Here is a 17,843-nt window from a genome sequence, read left to right as displayed (position 1 = left end):
TGCCTGACAAATAAGTATAGCCACAAAAAAACCGACGCTTCTGGCGTCGGTTTTCGGAGGGTTAGTTATCGGTCAGCGCATTCTGGTATTTGTTGAGCATACCCACCAGCCGCCTGACCGGTTCGGTCACCTGCGGCGGCGCTTCCCAGGTTCGCAGTTTTTCCTGATACACATCGAGCTCTGCCAGCAGTTGCGTAAAGTAACGACGACGTTTGACGTCATTGTTAGCGGCGATCACCTGATCGGCGGTGCGACGCAACTGACGGTGAAAGGCGGAGAGATCGTCATTAATGGGCACCGGTGCGTCGCGCAGGCGCTGATGGGCGATGATAAGCGTCAGGGCGAGGCGGAATTTCGCCAGGTCGCCGGGGAATTTATTCAGCAGCAAAAACAGCTGTTGATACAAGGCCGGAAGACGGTTCTCTTTGCGTCGTGCCGTGTTGGTGGTCATCGCGGATACCGCCGCCGAGACAAACTGGTTCAGCAACACGCGACCGGTACGTGCCTGAGAGTTATCGCGGATCAACAGGATCACCATAAACGCCAGGAAACACCCCACCAGCTGGCCCAGCGCGCTGTCGAGGAACTGGCTGAAATGGAAGGTCATCGGGTTATCAAGCACGATGATGTTGATGGTGCTCGCCAGCGCCCCCAGCGAACCCAGCCGCCGTTTCTGCACCTCAATACCGATGAAGAACGCCAGCACAGCAAGGCTGATGCACAACAGCAGCATACTTTGTTGCGTTGAGGGAATAATCACCAGGAAAAAGAGCGCCCCCAACGGCAGCGCGGCCAGCGTACCGTAAATAAAGTCGATCGCCACCATGCGCGGGTTTGGCAGACGCATCGCCAGTGACGTTACTACCGCGATCATGACCATCGCGCCGCTGCCCGACGTCCAGCCCGTCCACAGCCAGAACAGCGTACCAAGCACGCAGGAAATTGTGGTGCGCCAGAAGTTGATCATTGCGTGATGGCGTTCAGCGGATTCCGCGCGCACGACCACTTCGCCCTGCAAGATCTCTTCTTCGCGAACACTGATTTTGGCATTGCTGATCACGCCGCGTTTGAGTAGTTGATAGCGCGTGGCAGCGCCAATCCAGCTGTAAATCGTCACTGGCGTATCGTGTTCACCGGTCCACACCAGTACGCGACGCATGCGTTTGAGCTGTTTATGCACATCCTGTGGCGTCTCGACCGGCGCGTCGAACAATTCCCGCCAGGTGTCTGTAATAAGTTCCGGGCGGGTATTTTGAATCAGGTAAGTTTCACAGGCCTGAGTTATGAGCGTCAGGGAAAGCGTGTTCAGCGCTTTCAGGCGACGGTTGGCTTTGGCCCAGCGCGAGGATTCCATACGCAGGTTGCTGCGCATCCCTTCCATCGCCTGGGCGCGGCGCACCAGCGCACTCCAGGCTTTGTCCACTTCTTCGCTGTCACCGTGGCGAATGCACAGTTGCATCAGTTGATATTGCGCCACCAACAGTGCGTCAAGCTCACGGTCGATCTCCTGCTTGATCGATCGCGGGGAAAACAGCAGATCAGCGGCGATCGCACAGACAATGCCGATCACGATCTCGCTACAGCGCTCCACCGCAAATTGTGGCGTCAGTAGCGGCTCGGTCTGAATGGTGATCACAATGATAAGCGCGGTGTACCCCGCCAGCCCCCAGGCGTAGGAGTTTTCCACGCGAACCAGGGAAGAGATCCAGGTACAGAAACCCGCCCACACACAGCACACCAGGATCATCAGCAGTGGCGCACGGATCATCAGAATGATAATGGTGAGCGCGGCGATACAACCGATGAAGGTACCAATGATTCGCAGCATGCCGCGATAGCGGATAGCGCCGGAATAAGGCTCGCCACCGGCGGCAAAGGCCGGGCCTGCCGCGACAATCGCGGCGGTTAGCACCGCCCAGCGCGGCGTTTCCAGCTCAAAGTGAAAGCCGACAAACAGCGCCAGCACAATCGCGCAGGCAAGCTTAAGCGCAAAGCGAATATGCTGGCTGGCGATAGAAAAAATGCCCATCACGATTAACCGAACTCACGCAGGCGCAGCGCCAGTTTCTGGAAAAATGTCATCTGGCGCTCGTCGCGATCTTTCGCGCCGGTAATGACGACGGTGGCGGTGGTACCGGCCGGCCACAGATTGCCGTGTTGTTGATCGAGATGAATGCGCACCGGCACACGCTGGGCCAGACGCACCCATTCAAGGTTAGAGTCGATGGTAGCCATGCCTTTGCTATCGCTGCTGCTGCTGGCATTGGTCACCCCGGCCGCCACGCTGTTCACTGTGCCTTTCAGCACAACCGAGCCGCCTAACGGCGTAATTTCTGCGCGATAGCCCGGGCGCACGCCTTCCAGCTTGGTCTCTTCCATGTAGGCCATGACATAAAACGACCCTTCTTTCACCAACGCCACCGCCGTAGAGCCGCGGGTAATAAACTCACCAGCATAGACGTTAAGGTTGGTGACCCAGCCGTCCGCGGGTGCGCGGATGATGGTGCGCTCCAGATCCAGACGCGCCAGATCGCGTGAGGCCTGCGCTTTCGCCAGCTGATGCTGGACCGTTTGCAGCACGTTATTCGCCTGGTCAATCTCTTCACGCGACATCGCCTGAATGCCTAACTGATTACGGCGACCCGCTTCCCGGCGTTTTTCGCTGGCCAGCGCCTGGTAATAAGCCACATCGGCTTCGGCCTCTTCCAGCGCCTTTTTATAGCGCGGCTGGTCGATGACAAACAGCACCTGATCTTTCTTCACCAGTTGGTTATCTTTTACATTCACCTCAGTGATGAGACCAGCGACATCCGGAGCGATGGCAACGACGTCAGCACTGAAGCGCGCGTCACGCGTCCACGGCGATTCCGTGTAATAAACCCAGGCACGGAAAACAGCCATAAACGCCAGAATAACCAGTATCAGTGTGATGGCCGTACGGGAGATTTTTCTTGTAAGTGTTTTCACAGCGACCTCAAACGAACAAACGCGATATCAGATAGAAAAGACAGCAGTACAGCGCCGTATTAAACAACGCGGGGTGCCAGACAAAATCGTAGATCCCGGAGGGGATAAGCACCCGGCGAACCAGCCAGAAGATGGCGAGCGACAGAAGCAATTCAAAGAAGATCGGCGGAAATGACAGACCGAAAATCACGATGACGGGGAACAGACTCATGTTGACCTTGATTTGGGAGCAGGTGAGAAGCGATGCTTTTTATTATTCAGCTAACAGTATATTAACGTAACTGTTATCCTCTTATCTACGATATGTGATCTAAATCACTTTTAAGCCAGAGTGAATAATGGAAAGACTAAAACGCATGACGGTATTTGCCAAAGTGGTCGAATTTGGCTCCTTCACGGCGGCGGCACGACAGCTACAAATGAGCGTCTCCTCAATCAGCCAGACAGTATCGAAACTGGAAGATGAGTTGCAGGTCAAGTTGCTCAACCGCAGTACACGCAGCATTGGTCTGACGGAAGCGGGTAAAATTTACTACCAGGGCTGCCGCCGGATGCTGCATGAAGTGCAGGATGTTCACGAGCAGCTCTACGCCTTTAACAACACCCCCATCGGCACATTGCGCATTGGTTGTTCTTCAACGATGGCACAAAATGTGCTCGCCAATATCACCGCTGAAATGCTGAAAGAGCACCCAGGACTGACCGTGAATCTGGTGACCGGCATTCCTGCGCCGGATCTGATCGCTGATGGTCTCGACGTGGTGATCCGCGTCGGTGCGCTGCAGGATTCCAGCCTGTTTTCACGCCGTCTGGGTTCGATGCCGATGGTGTTATGTGCGGCGAAAAGCTATCTGCAACAGGCCGGAACGCCCGAAAAACCCGCCGACCTCGCCAGCCATTCATGGCTTGAGTATAGCGTGCGTCCGGATAATGAGTTCGAACTGATCGCCCCGGAAGGGATTTCCACTCGCTTAATTCCACAGGGGCGTTTTGTCACCAACGATCCGATGACCCTGAACCGTTGGCTGGCGGCGGGCGCAGGCATCGCCTACGTCCCGCTGATGTGGGTGATCAATGAGATCAATCAGGGCGTGCTGGAGACGCTGCTGCCGCGCTATCAGTCCGACCCGCGACCGGTCTATGCGCTTTATACCGAAAAAGATAAGCTGCCGCTGAAAGTGCAGGTCTGCATTAACGCGCTGACCGACTATTTCGTTGGGGTATCGCAGTTGTATCAGGGAATGCACGGACGAGGCAATCTGCAGCAGGCGCGGACGTCAGGAAACTGAGCGCCGCGCCATGCGGAGTGAGGCGTGGGTTATGCGGTGCCGCCGACGGTCAGGTTATCAACCTTCAGCGTCGGCTGACCCACGCCTACCGGCAGACTCTGCCCTTCTTTGCCACAGACGCCGACACCGTTATCAAGCTTCAGATCGTTACCGACCATTGAGATCTGCTGCATAGCTTCAATGCCGGAGCCAATCAGCGTCGCGCCTTTCACCGGCGTAGTCACTTTCCCGTTCTCAATCAGATACGCTTCTGAGGTAGAGAAAACAAATTTGCCGGAGGTGATATCCACCTGACCGCCGCCAAAGTTCGGCGCGAAAATACCGTACTCAACGGATTCGATGATCTCCTGCGGCGTTGATTTCCCGGCGAGCATGTAAGTGTTGGTCATTCGCGGCATCGGCAGATGCGCGTAAGATTCGCGGCGGCCGTTACCGGTAGGAGAGACGCCCATCAGACGTGCGTTGAGCTTGTCCTGCATGTAGCCTTTCAGCACGCCGTTTTCGATCAGTACGTTGTATTGCCCCGGCGTGCCTTCGTCATCAATGGCCACAGAACCACGACGATCAACCATCGTGCCGTCATCCACCACGGTGCAAAGTTCAGACGCCACCAGTTGCCCCATCTGACCGCTAAATACGGAGGTGCCACGGCGGTTGAAATCACCTTCCAGACCATGCCCCACCGCTTCGTGCAGCAATACACCAGGCCAGCCCGCACCCAGTACCACCGGCATGGTTCCGGCAGGTGCCGCCACCGCCGACAGATTCACCAGCGCCATCCGCACAGCCTCTTTCGCCCAGGCGTCGGCACGTACGTCGCCGTTAAGATCAGCGAGGAAATAGTCATAGCCAAAACGACCGCCACCACCGCTGGCGCCGCGCTCGCGTTTGCCGTCCTCTTCCACCAGCACGCTAACGGAAAGACGTACCAGCGGGCGCACATCGGCGGCCAGCGTGCCGTCCGTTGCCGCCACCAGGATCAACTCATACACGCCGGTCAGGCTGGCAGACACTTCCTGCACCCGCTTGTCTGCCGCGCGCGCGGTTTTATCCACGCGACGCAGAATATCCAGCTTCTCTTCACGGCTCATGCTCTGCAGCGGATCAAGGCTGGTATAGAGTGACGTATGCTCCACGGCGCCGAGGGTTTTCACTTTCCCGTCGCCACTTTCACGCACGATGGTACGCGCGGCTTCGGCACTGTTCTTCAGCGCCAGTTTGCTGATTTGGTCAGCATAGGCGAAACCGGTTTTTTCGCCGCTCACCGCGCGGACGCCAACGCCCTGATCAATGTTATACGAACCGTCTTTAATGATGCTGTCTTCTAAAACCCAGGACTCGTGATAGCTCGACTGGAAATAGAGATCGCCGTAATCGAGACGACGCTCCGTCAGTTGACCAAGAATGGCAAACAGGTCCTGATGATTCAGGCCATTTGCCGATAGTAGTTGTTCACTTACCAGGTTCAGACTCATCGTTATGCTACTCTTCGGTTGCCGCTCAGCGCGACGGTATGAAAGATTTTATCTATTGAGAGTGAGGCAATTCAAAGCTCACGTCAAATCATTGCGTTGTCTCGCTGCGCGGCTGGCGCAGCACTTCGTTGATCTGCGGTTTATCCACCGGACCAGTGATGCGATAGCGCAGAATGGAGACTTTGCTCCACAGCGGGCCGAGTACTTTGCTGGCGGCAAACACCGCCGCGCCGATGATCGGGTTAACGGCAAACGCGGCGGCGACACCTACCGTGGCGGAGATTTCAGGCGCGACGACGGCTTCCATGTCCAGTTCCCGGCGCACCAGGTTGACCGACCCTTTCATCGCAATATCCGCCTCAAGGCCATCCACCAGCGTGTCGTCGGTATGCAGAATGCCGTCTTTAATCCATGCGGTACTGCGAATCGAATCGAACCAGAAACCTTCGCTGAACGTATCGCTAAAGTCGAAGCGCAGCTTACGCAGCAGAGCATCGACACTAAGCAGGCGCAGCAGTTGCCCGGCGTGCCCGCTGCTGATATCGGTGAACTCGCCTTTCCCCAGACGCGCTTTGATAATGCCATTAAGCGAGGCGACGTCCGGCTTCCAGGGCTCTGCGCGCCAGTGGAGATCGTAATCGGTGGTGAATGAGGAACCGCGAATCGGCGTCTCGATGCCAAAGAAGTTCGTCGCCGCGTCGACCTTGTCGCCACGCACTTTGCCTTTCAGCGAGGTGCGCTGACCCGTCTGGCCGTTGACCCATACGCCGCTGGCCGTGATACGCCCAAAACCGGTATCCAGCACGCCATCAGTGAGGCTCAGGGTGTCGCCGTTGACGCTGAAGTCGCCATCAATGCGGCCATATTTTTGCCCCCACAGCCAGCATTCTTTGCAGCGCAGTTGCAACGCGGGCCAGTTCTGGAAGTTAATTCGCTGATCGCCCAACAGCGTGGTCTCAGGAGATGCCCCTTGCGCAGCCGCCGGGTTGTAGTAGAGGTAGCGAATCGCCGCCAGCCAGGGCGCGTTCTTGTGCATCGTCAGACTGGCATTGATTTCGCGCCCCTGCGCGTCGATCGTGGCACCATCGGATGTCGGTTGCGAGACAATACTGAGGTTGTTCCACTGCTGCCCCGCCAGCGCCAGCGCCGGCGTGCGTAGCGTGACGCGTTCGGGGAAGCGGGCCGCATTGCTGACATTATCTGCCGCACCCTGACGGAAAAGCGCCAGCCATTGCGCGCCGTCCATCGCCGGCAGGTTCAGCTCAACACCGGGCTGATCCGGCAACGGCGGCACGCTACGACTGTCTGATGCCCAGATGGCGCGATCCAGCGTCAGCTTGTTGTCGAGCAGCCAGCGGCTGTTGAAAAATTCGCCGCCGCCCAGCTTCCCGGTCAGGTTAAAGCTGTCCATCCCGCCTGTGACATTGATTTTCACTGGCATTGGCTTACCCGCCTGCTTGTCCACTGGCGGAGGTAAGTGACTGCTTACGTTTTTCAGATCGCCGGTGAGGTCAACGGTGTACTTCGAGCCGCCCTTGTAGGGGATCTCAATGCCGACTTTCCCTTCCCAGGGCACACTGCCGCTCAGCGCGTCTTCGACGGCTTTCGGCAACAAACCGGTGCGCGTCGGCTGCCAGTTGGCATCGAGGTTAACGTTGACGTTGTAAGACGTTGGCCCTTCGGCGGTAGAGAAATTCAGATTCAGTGGCTGATTGAACCAGTTAGCGGTCAGCGGGTCGCTTTGCAGATTACCGTTCACAAAGCTGAACCGGCCGCTGAGGTTTTTCAGCGTGCTGTTCAGCGGCTTGATATACAGGCTGTTGTTTTGCAGCTGTACCTCGCCTTTGGCGGTAGTCATTTCCCCGTCCAGCGGGATGTCGAGGTTCAGGCGGGCGTTAACATCGCCATCCAGTTGCAACTCGTCCAGCGTCGCGCCGAGTGAATCGTCCAGCGGCGTCTCTTTAAAATATGGCCCGACCGCTTTCCCCGGCCCATGAATATCGGCATCAATCAGCAGTTTTTCTTTCGAGTAGTCCGGGATCGCCGCATTGAGGTTGTTTGCCGTCACGCCGCCAAGCTTCACGCCATCGGCCTTCATCCACAACCCGTCATTGAGGAAGTTGAGGTCGATATCCAGATTCGTCAGCGCGGGCCAGTCAGGCTGGAATGCGAAAGTCGCATCACGCAGCGGTACCCAGACCTGGAACTGGCCTTCATTATGCTTATAGGGAAACAGATGCGGGTTGCCGCTGTAGACCAGCGTCGCATCATCAGCATGACCGCCTTTGATGGCTCCGCTGAGGTAGTCCACCAGCGCTTTGCCCATCAGGTTTTCCGGGAAATATCGCCACGCCTGACCACCATCGTCGGTGCTGATCCCGGCGAGAATACCCAGCCACGGGGCATCGTCTTTCGGCTGAAGATAACGGAACCCACCGCGGGCATGAACCGCTTTCGCCTGTACGTCGATGTCCCGGCCATCGAGCATAAAGCCCTTTTCATTCTTTACCCAGCGGAGGTTAGCCACCCCTTTTTCGATTTCCAGCGGTGCGCGGAAAACCGTTTCGTAGGGCATGACTGCCTGATTCATCGTGACCGTCAGCGCGCCGTTTTCAACGCCGCCTTCGATTTTACCGGAAAAATGTTCTGCCCCCGGCAGCAGTTGCCACTGTTTCCAGGCGAGGTTATTCCATGTCGCCTGAAAACGCGTTTTTTCGGTTTGTTGCAGCGGGATATCAACTGCCAGCGCATCCACCGTGCCGGTGGGCTGGGTGGTCTGCCAGATCTCACCCAGCGATGGCGAGAGTTTTTCGGCAATCGGCAACAGACCTTTCAGGCTGCCGAGATCAAGGTTGGTGGCGCGCAGACGCAATTCATCACTGCGCATACCGGTGGGGCCGCCCACTTCCTGTGCGGGCACCCAGGCCATCGCCAGCGCCCCGGTCGGCCAGCGGGTACCGTCGATGGCAATACGGGTATCCGGAATGCGCATCGTCCAGCCTTCACGCTCTCGGGTCAGGTGCGCGGTGAGATTGTCGACATCAAGACGGTGTGTTTGCTGCGCGCCCAGCCAGCTCGCACCGCCCTGTTTCAGCCACAGATCGCCGCTCTCCACTTCGCCTTTATTCAGCGTCATCCAGCCTTCGAGACTGAACCGTGCGGACTCCAGCGCAATGTTGTCCTGCATCCAGCGACCCAGCCAGGGCTTCACGTCGATGTCATCAGCCTGAAGCCACACGCGGCCTTTATTCAGAATGCCGTTTTCATCACGCAGATCCATACGAACCTGCATAACGCCGTGCTGCCCCGTCAGGCTGGAGAGGCTCAGCTCGCCTTCCGCGCGGTGGCGATTGTCGCTGTTAAGCCAGGTCAGTTGCGGTACTGACAGTTCCGCCCGCTGACCGGATAACGTCAGGAAGCTGAGCTGGCTGTCGCGTAGGGTAAAATGGTCAAACTGACGAAGGAAAAGATCGTTGATACGATCGCTTTTAATGCTGTCGCTGTCGTTACTTTGCAGTGGCGTGTTGGTATGAACGCGCAGTTGCCAGAAGGTGAGATCACGAAACTGCCAGCGCATGTGCAGCAAACTTTGCCATACATCCAGCGCCAGCGTGACGCGTTTTACGGAAAGCTCGCCGCCGTCGTTCAGGCCCGCGTTAATATCGCGAACATCGAGCGTCGGGCCAAAATTCTCCCAACTGGCGGTGACGGAAGAAGCATCAACAGGGATACCAGTCGAGGCAGTGATTTTTTCCAGTAGCTGAGGACGCCATGTGTTCAGCTGTGGCAAGACGAGACGCAGGCCACTCACCAGCAGCGCGACGATGACAATCAGTGCTGCCACGGTGAGCAGTAAAATCCCCGGCAAACGCCTCACGCCTCTCTCCTTGTCAGCGCCTTACACTTCATCCATTCACCCGCCTCTTCAAATGATTCGTGTAAAGCAGTGTTCGTATTACATCATGACCACATCAAACTGCTCCTGATTATAGAGCGGTTCAATCTGAACTTTGACCTGCTTACCGACGAAGATTTCCACTTCCGCCAGCGCGTGCGACTCTTCCCCTTTCAGGGCTTCCGCCACCGCAGGCGACGCGTAGACCAGGAAACGATCGGATTCGTAGGCGTGATGAACACGCACAATCTCGCGCATAATTTCGTAGCACACCGTCTCGACCGTCTTTACCGTGCCACGGCCATGACAGGTAGGACACTCATTACACAGCACATGTTCCACACTTTCTCGCGTCCGTTTTCGGGTCATCTCCACCAGGCCAAGCTGAGAGAAACCATTAATGCTGGTTTTCACCCGATCTTTGCTTAATGCCTGTTCCAGAGAGTGCAGCACGCGGCGGCGATGATCGTCATTACTCATGTCGATAAAATCGATGATAATAATGCCGCCGAGATTGCGCAGACGCAGCTGGCGCGCTATGGCCTGAGTCGCTTCAATATTGGTGTTGAAAATAGTGTCGTCGAGATTACGATGCCCGACGAACGCGCCGGTGTTGATGTCGATGGTGGTCATCGCTTCCGTCTGATCAATGATCAGATAGCCGCCGGATTTCAGCTCCACTTTGCGCTCCAGCGCGCGCTGGATTTCATTTTCGACATCAAAGAGATCGAAAATCGGCTGCCGACCGCTGTAGTGCTCCAGCTTGCTGGTCATTTCCGGGATATATTCGGCGGTAAATTCCAGCAGCGCTTCAAACGTCAGGCGGGAGTCCACACGAATGCGGTCAAGCTGCGCATCGGCGAAATCGCGCAACACGCGCTGCGCCAGCGCCAGCTCACCGTACAACTGATAGCGAGTCTGCTGGCGTTTTCTGCGCTCCATGACTTTCGTCCACACACGCTTCAGGTACGCCGCATCAGAGGAAAGATCCTCTTCCGGGATGCCTTCGGCAGCGGTGCGGATGATAAACCCGCCTTCTTCATCGCAATAGGCGGTGACGATTTTTTTCAGGCGTTCACGTTCGGCTTCGCTTTCAATGCGTTGCGATACGCCGACATGCGCGGCGCCGGGCATAAACACCAGATAGCGGGACGGTAAGGTAATGTCGGTTGTCAGGCGTGCGCCTTTGGTGCCGAGCGGGTCTTTCACCACTTGCACCATGAGATCCTGCCCCTGGCGCACCAGTTCGGAGATGTCGCGGACGGTGAATTGCTTTTGCTCTTCGCCCGCCACACATTCGGTATGGGGCATGATATCCGAGGCGTGCAGAAACGCCGCCTTGTCCAGACCAATATCTACAAAAGCCGCCTGCATACCGGGTAGTACGCGACTGACCCGACCTTTGTAGATATTGCCTACGATCCCGCGCCGTGCTTCGCGCTCAATATGAATTTCCTGCAGGATACCGCCATCGATGTACGCCACGCGCGTTTCCGATGGGGTTACGTTCACTAATAATTCAGCCGTCATGATGATCCTTTTTCTCACGTAGTGAGTTAAAATTACTCAGCAACTCATACGTTTCCACCAGCGGTAAGCCGACCACGGCATGATAGCTGCCATTTATCCTCCTGACGAAACAGCCACCCAGCCCCTGAATACCGTATGCACCTGCTTTATCTAAAGGTTCACCGCTGGCCACGTAGTCAGCGATGTCCTGCTCAGAAAGAACCCTGAACGTCACGTCCGTCACCACCAGACAATCCAGCATGTGCTCGCTGTCCGCCAGCGCCACCGCCGTCATTACCTGATGCGTCTTACCAGAAAGCAGACGCAGCATCGCGGCGGCGTGTTCGCCATCGCGAGGTTTTTCAAGCACTTCACCATTGAGAATAACAATAGTATCCGCCCCCAGTACCGGCAAATTCTCCGCCGTCAGCGCCACGCCCGCCTGCGCTTTTTCACGCGCCAGCCGCGACACATACTGCGGTGCGCTCTCCTGCGGACGACGCTGTTCTTCAATCCCGGGAACGACTTTCTCAAAAGTGATGCCGAGTTGGGTGAGTAACTCCTGACGACGCGGGGAGCCGGATGCAAGATAAAGAGCTGTCATAAGAACCTTATTGCACTGCGTATTGCTGGCGGATTTTCCGCATCAGCAGGAAAATCCACGGCCAGAGCACTCCGTTCACTACACTACTCCAGAACACTTCCGGTCGGAAAGAGACGTCGATCACTAAAAACTCAGCCCAGAAAACAATGATATCCACAGCCAGCGACAGGAGTATCACCACCAACGCCTGCTGCCAGAGCGCAAGGTTACGGAAGAGCTGATATTTCAGCGCAACGAGATAAGCAACAATACTTAAAGAGAGTGCGCGAACGCCCAGTGTAGAGCCGCTAATGAGATCCAGTATGGCACCGACAATAAAACCGGTGCCAACATTGACGCGATGCGGTAACGCCAGGATCCAATAGAGCAGAATTAAAAGTACCCAGTTTGGCCGGAAGACACTGATCTCATCCGGCCAGGGCATAATTTGCAGCAACAGTGCGATAAAAAACGAGAGCCAGATAACCCAGCGTCCCTGGCTACGGTAATTTGCCACTACTGCCCTCCCGTCGGGAGCGGTTGCGCTGGCTGCGGCTGCGCGGTCGGCGGTTGCGCCAGACCGGTCGCTGGTGCCGGGATCGGCGCAGGCGGGCCCATGGCGTCCGGCGGCGGCAATACCTGCGGCATCATCTGCATCAGGCGTTCGTTAGCCACGCGATGGACGTCTTCCGGGGTCATCGGGTTTGTGCCTTCACGGTCAGCGCCCCACAACAACAGCAGATAACGCAAACGCTGCAGCCCGGCGGTTGGACGCGCCTGAATGACAGTGTACGCACGCTGCGTATCCAGTTTCACGGAGGAAACCACCGCAACCGGATACCCTTCCGGGAAACGACCGCCAAGACCGGAGGTCACCAGCACGTCGCCAACGCGGATATCGGTGTTGGCAGGCAGATGTTCAAGCTGCAAATCATCGGTGCAGCCGTTACCCGCCGCAATCACGCGAATATCGTTACGTAATACCTGAATCGGCAACGCATGGGTTGCATCACAAATCAGCAATACGCGGCTGGTCAGTTTCGCCACGGCGACCACCTGACCCACGACGCCTTTGTCGCTGATTACTGGCTGCCCTTCATACACGCCATTGACGCTGCCTTTGTCGATCACCACCTGATCGCTGTAAGGATCGTTAACGGTGGAGATGACCTGGGTGACCATCTTTTGCTCATCCTGACGCAGCGGGGAACCGAGCAGTTCGCGCAGGCGCGCGTTTTCCTGCTTGTACTGACCCAGCATCAGTAAGTCGCTGTTTTTCAGCAACAGTTCCTGGCGTAACGCCCGGTTTTCCAGTTCGAGTTGATCGCGTGAGGCCAATGTCTGCGAAACGCTGTCGAGCATTTCACGAGGACCGTTTGAGATAAAATAGAAAGGGCTGACGGCGGTATCCATGTACGTTCGGATCTGGCTGAACGTACCGAGGCGACTGTCGGCGATAATGACACCAAGCGCCACCAGCACCGCCAGAATAAGGCGAAACTGTAGCGACGGGCCACGGCTAAAAATTGGCTTCATAGGCTATGCGTCTTCTCGTGTCAGTGAAGTCAGGGGCAGCGGCTTGCTCCCCCTGGCCTCAAACCGACTACTCTTCGCTGAACAAGTCGCCGCCGTGCATGTCGATCATTTCCAGCGCTTTGCCGCCGCCACGCGCGACACAAGTCAGTGGATCTTCTGCAACTACGACAGGAATACCTGTCTCTTCCATTAACAGGCGGTCGAGGTTACGCAACAGCGCACCACCACCGGTCAACACCATCCCACGTTCGGAGATATCAGAAGCCAGTTCCGGCGGGCACTGTTCCAGCGCCACCATGACCGCACTCACGATACCGGTCAACGGCTCCTGCAACGCTTCCAGGATTTCGTTGGAGTTCAGCGTGAAACCGCGCGGCACGCCTTCTGCCAGGTTACGGCCACGGACTTCGATTTCGCGGACTTCATCACCCGGATAAGCCGAACCGATTTCATGCTTGATGCGTTCAGCGGTCGCTTCGCCAATCAGGGAGCCGTAATTACGACGGACATAATTAATGATAGCTTCATCGAAACGATCACCGCCGATACGGACAGAAGAGGAATAGACCACGCCGTTCAGAGAGATAACGGCAACTTCAGTGGTACCACCACCGATATCCACGACCATAGAGCCTGTCGCTTCGGAAACCGGCAGGCCTGCGCCGATCGCCGCCGCCATCGGTTCTTCAATCAGAAAGACCTCACGAGCGCCAGCGCCCTGAGCGGATTCGCGGATCGCACGGCGTTCAACCTGCGTTGCGCCAACCGGTACACAGACCAGAACGCGCGGACTCGGGCGCATGAAGCTGTTGCTGTGCACTTGTTTAATGAAGTGCTGCAGCATTTTTTCCGTCACGAAGAAGTCGGCGATCACGCCGTCTTTCATCGGACGAATTGCTGCGATGTTGCCAGGCGTACGGCCCAGCATCTGCTTAGCTTCATGACCGACGGCAGCCACGCTTTTCGGTGAACCGGCACGATCCTGGCGAATGGCCACAACGGAAGGCTCATTCAGTACGATGCCTTGTCCTTTTACGTAAATGAGGGTATTCGCGGTACCCAGGTCAATGGACAGGTCATTGGAAAACATGCCACGAAATTTTTTCAACATACTAAGGGATAATCCTGAAAGCTGGGGCGGAAAACAAAATCCGCTTACTTTACCAACCACACGCAGCAGCGACAAGGCGCAAAAATCATCTGCTACGGTGAAAATTTGTGCAGTTCGTTCCTTAGTGACAAATTCTTTGCCTGACTCCTTCAGCGCTGAAACAACCAGCTGCGTTCCTCGCCTGCATTTGCAACCTGTCTAAGGTCGTTTACGTGCAATTTTAATCTGTGATCCTCTGTCAGGTAGCCAAGCACACCCCCACAGAAACAGCGCGCGTTATTCTACGTGAAAACACGCTAAACGGCAGGTCAAACAGAGTATCTTTGAGAATATTTTTTCACACTGGTGTCAAGTGGCTGTGAGCCCGCAAAAAAATCGCCCTGCCCCCCCGTGACGCCACACTCTGTCAGTACCTGCCACTCGCCCCGGCGGCGTAGCCCGGTGGCAAAAACCCGGGTCGAGGTGCCTTTACAGGCTTCCACCAGACTTTGTACCAGAAGCTGGTTTTCACTTCGCTTCTCAATATTACGCACCAGTCCTGGATGAAGCTTAATAATTTCAACGTCCAGAAGCTGGATCCAGTCCGTACTGACCAGCGTTAAACCTGCTTGTATCACAGCGACGCGTACACCTAAAGCGCTAATTAAACGCATAACAGGCTGTAAACGGCTGATATGTTGACAAACATCCGCCTCAGCAAGTTCAAAAATAATGCGTTTTCGTTGCGATTTTTCGCATTGCATTAATGTATCCCGCAGCCAGCGCTGGAAACGCGGGCGGATCAACGACTCCACCGTTACCTGCAACGCCAGATTTTCTTCTGGCCAGAACGAGAGAAAAGGAATCAGGCGCGTGATCTGCAACCGGTCATACTCTTCCGACAACCCGAACTGTAATACCATCGGCATATATTCCGCCGAGATGACTTCTTCTTGCCCATCATAAATACGACACATCAGTTCACGATGATGAACCCGACCCTCAAGCGTCACTGCCGGTTTCTGGTAGAAGCGCGGACCGCCACGGGTCAACATCTGTTCGATCATCGTTCGCCAGCGCACGTTGCCGCGCCCTTTTTCCGGTAGCGAATCGTCATACACGGCCCAACCGTTACTTCCCTGAAGCACGGCGTTACGGGTAGCCGCTTCGGCATGTTCCATCACCTGGTTCGTCGACTGACCGCTCCGCCAGGCGCAGATGCCGATATGCATCATGTCATCACGCTCACGGATTTTCGTCGTCGGCAGCGCTTCCATGGCTTTCAACAGCTGACTGGCGATGCTGTCTGCCTCTTTTAACGTCCGGTGCGGCAAAAGCACCGCAAAATCACTACGATGATAACGCGCAAGAAGCGCACCCGAATAGCGCAATATAAAGGTAGAAAGTAGGTTAATTACGGTGAATAGATACTCTTCTGCGGCTGTTCGCCCCCAATTATCACGCAAAAGGTCGAAATCCGGCAGACGGATCATCATCACTATCCCGTGCGCTCCGACCTTTTCCTGATCTTCCAGCAGTGTCGCCAGTTGATTGTCGAAGAACAGGCGATTGCTCAGCCCGGTGCGCGTATCCTGGGCGGCATAAGAGCGAATCAGCGTATCCATGCGGCTGCGCTGATCGCTGGCAAACTGAATCTCGGAGAGCAGCATATCCAGCGCGCTGCTGGTGCGGGCGGGCCATTCGTGTACCGAGCCTTTTGCCTGCTGACCGCGCGCGCCGTTTAAGATCCTTGCCGAACGAGAATCCAGCAACTCCTGCCCGGCCAGTTGTCGTCGCAGCCAGCGCACAGAGAAAAAAATCACCAGCACCATAAAGGCAATCGCCAGCGTCAGCGGCACTGTCGTCGATAATGAATTGAAATAATTCACCATTGGATCCAGGTAGACCACATGAATCGTCATGCCCGGGTTTTTCAGCGAACTGACTTCCAGCTCGCGATACTGATAGCTGCTGCCGGCGGGACGATAGCTGACTTGCCGGACATGGTTAAATATCGGTTTTCCACCGACGAGAAAGTCGAGACGAACGATGTCGACGGGCTCCAGCAGCTCATCCAGCTGCGGACGCAGTTTGTCGAACGGGGTCGTCATGAGGCGGTTATCCAGCGTGATCGCGACCGCCTGCACGCGGTGCTGGAGCTTAATCTGGATCCCGTTATAAAAGCTCAGCGAGCAACCCACCAGGGTTACGAAAATTGCCAGACCGACCAGCAGCGTGACAAAAGCCGAAAATTTCGTCGTTAATCGCATCCCTGTATTAACTCCGCAGATGAAAAATCGCCCGTCTGATTGGCGGACCCCCGGGTTAGCCCATACTACTAAGTAAGCACTAACTTGCAAAAAAGAAGACGCATACTACCAGACCTGGTAGATCTGGCAATTTATTGCGCTTTATTGCGCTATATCGGCATCAATGTGCAATTAGCGAGTATAGTCTTCAGAAATTTTTTTCCAATCACCGTGCAACTGAGGAAAGGTTATGCAGGCGTTAATCTTAGAACAGCAGGACGGAAAAACCGTCGCGTCCGTTCAGCCCCTTGACGAAAGTCAGCTGCCGCAAGGCGATGTGAGTGTCGATATCCAGTGGTCCAGCCTCAATTATAAAGACGCGCTGGCGATCACTGGCAAAGGCAAAATCATTCGCAACTTCCCGATGGTGCCGGGGATTGATTTCTCGGGTGTGGTACACAGCAGCGAAGATCCGCGTTTTCATGTCGGCCAGCAGGTGCTGCTTACCGGCTGGGGCGTGGGGGAAAACCACTGGGGTGGCCTGTCGCAGCGTGCACGGGTAAAAGGTGACTGGCTGGTTGCTATGCCGCAGGGTCTGGACGGACGCAAAGCGATGATTATCGGCACCGCGGGCTTTACGGCAATGTTGTGCGTGATGGCGCTGGAAGATGCCGGTATTCGTCCGCAGGATGGCGAGATTGTCGTGACCGGCGCCAGCGGCGGCGTGGGCAGTACGGCTGTGGCGCTGCTGCACAAGCTCGGTTATCAGGTGACCGCGGTATCTGGTCGCGAAAGCACCCATGACTATCTGCGCTCGTTGGGTGCTAACCGCATTTTGGGGCGTGATGAATTTTCCGAATCCCGTCCGCTGGAAAAACAACTGTGGGCCGGTGCAGTAGATACCGTGGGCGATAAAGTGCTGGCGAAAGTGCTGGCGCAGATGAACTATGGCGGCTGCGTCGCGGCCTGCGGTCTGGCGGGTGGCTTTGCGCTGCCGACCACGGTTATGCCATTTATTCTGCGTAACGTACGCCTGCAGGGTGTCGATTCCGTCATGACACCCGCGGCTCGTCGTGCCGAAGCGTGGAAGCGTCTGACGCAGGATCTGCCTGAGTCCTTTTTCGTGCAAAGCGCCACGGAAATCACCCTGGCGCAGGCGCCGGAATATGCTGACAAAATCATCAATAACCAGACGCAGGGCCGTACGCTGGTGAAGTTAGCGTAATCATCAAATTTGGTGACATATTCGT

At 56.1% G+C, this 17,843-nt stretch carries 13 protein-coding genes; 2 read left to right on the top strand and 11 right to left on the bottom strand.

Going from position 1 to position 17,843, the window contains the following annotated elements:
• Positions 1–61: 61 nt before the first annotated feature.
• The 3 genes from aaeB to aaeX are packed head-to-tail and all read right to left on the bottom strand — an operon-like array spanning position 62 to position 3,178.
• The gene (gene aaeB, locus QMG90_RS02135) at positions 62–2,029 is read right to left on the bottom strand and encodes a p-hydroxybenzoic acid efflux pump subunit AaeB (RefSeq protein WP_283283865.1); all 1,968 of its coding nucleotides are present in this window, start codon (positions 2,027–2,029) and stop codon (positions 62–64) included.
• Positions 2,030–2,034: 5 nt separating this feature from the next.
• Entirely contained in the window at positions 2,035–2,967 is a 933-nt protein-coding gene (aaeA, locus tag QMG90_RS02130) for a p-hydroxybenzoic acid efflux pump subunit AaeA (RefSeq protein ID WP_283282526.1), read from the bottom strand.
• A 7-nt stretch (positions 2,968–2,974) separates the two neighbouring features.
• The gene (aaeX, locus tag QMG90_RS02125) at positions 2,975–3,178 is read right to left on the bottom strand and encodes a p-hydroxybenzoic acid efflux pump operon protein AaeX (protein WP_038160762.1); all 204 of its coding nucleotides are present in this window, start codon (positions 3,176–3,178) and stop codon (positions 2,975–2,977) included.
• 127 nt (positions 3,179–3,305) lie between these two features.
• Here aaeX and aaeR point away from each other — a divergent pair, with 127 nt between their 5' ends.
• Positions 3,306–4,256 carry an HTH-type transcriptional activator AaeR gene (aaeR, locus tag QMG90_RS02120; RefSeq protein ID WP_283282525.1) on the top strand — a complete coding sequence of 317 codons (951 nt, stop codon included), beginning with the start codon at positions 3,306–3,308 and terminating at the stop codon, positions 4,254–4,256.
• Between the two features lie 29 nt (positions 4,257–4,285).
• Here aaeR and tldD read toward each other — a convergent pair whose 3' ends face one another.
• The 8 genes from tldD to csrD form a co-directional block, all read right to left on the bottom strand.
• Entirely contained in the window at positions 4,286–5,731 is a 1,446-nt protein-coding gene (tldD, locus tag QMG90_RS02115; protein WP_283282524.1) for a metalloprotease TldD, read from the bottom strand.
• 88 nt (positions 5,732–5,819) lie between these two features.
• Complete coding sequence (gene yhdP / locus QMG90_RS02110) at positions 5,820–9,608, bottom strand: AsmA2 domain-containing protein YhdP (protein WP_283282523.1); 3,789 nt, start codon at positions 9,606–9,608, stop codon at positions 5,820–5,822.
• Between the two features lie 78 nt (positions 9,609–9,686).
• Positions 9,687–11,156, bottom strand: coding sequence for a ribonuclease G (gene rng, locus QMG90_RS02105; protein ID WP_283282522.1), 1,470 nt, complete (start codon positions 11,154–11,156; stop codon positions 9,687–9,689).
• Positions 11,146–11,739 (bottom strand): Maf family protein, encoded by a 594-nt coding sequence (locus QMG90_RS02100; RefSeq protein ID WP_283282521.1) that lies wholly within the window; start codon positions 11,737–11,739, stop codon positions 11,146–11,148. The genes rng and QMG90_RS02100 overlap by 11 nt, the downstream gene beginning before the upstream one ends.
• Before the next feature lie 7 nt (positions 11,740–11,746).
• A complete protein-coding gene (gene mreD / locus QMG90_RS02095; RefSeq protein WP_283282520.1) occupies positions 11,747–12,235 on the bottom strand; it encodes a rod shape-determining protein MreD in 489 nt (162 codons plus the stop codon).
• The gene (mreC, locus tag QMG90_RS02090; protein ID WP_038160742.1) at positions 12,235–13,254 is read right to left on the bottom strand and encodes a rod shape-determining protein MreC; all 1,020 of its coding nucleotides are present in this window, start codon (positions 13,252–13,254) and stop codon (positions 12,235–12,237) included. The genes mreD and mreC overlap by 1 nt, the downstream gene beginning before the upstream one ends.
• A gap of 67 nt (positions 13,255–13,321) precedes the next feature.
• Entirely contained in the window at positions 13,322–14,365 is a 1,044-nt protein-coding gene (gene mreB, locus QMG90_RS02085) for a rod shape-determining protein MreB (protein WP_006818047.1), read from the bottom strand.
• 308 nt (positions 14,366–14,673) lie between these two features.
• A complete protein-coding gene (csrD, locus tag QMG90_RS02080) occupies positions 14,674–16,614 on the bottom strand; it encodes an RNase E specificity factor CsrD (RefSeq protein WP_283282519.1) in 1,941 nt (646 codons plus the stop codon).
• A gap of 229 nt (positions 16,615–16,843) precedes the next feature.
• On the opposite strand from csrD, the gene acuI reads away from it, so the two are divergent.
• A complete protein-coding gene (acuI, locus tag QMG90_RS02075; RefSeq protein ID WP_283282518.1) occupies positions 16,844–17,818 on the top strand; it encodes an acrylyl-CoA reductase (NADPH) in 975 nt (324 codons plus the stop codon).
• Positions 17,819–17,843 lie beyond the last annotated feature (25 nt).

It is taken from the genome of Trabulsiella odontotermitis, assembly GCF_030053895.1.
Taxonomy (GTDB): Bacteria; Pseudomonadota; Gammaproteobacteria; order Enterobacterales; family Enterobacteriaceae; genus Trabulsiella; species Trabulsiella odontotermitis_C.
Note: the sequence above shows the minus strand (reverse complement) of the source record. Positions and strands in the feature narration are given on the sequence as shown.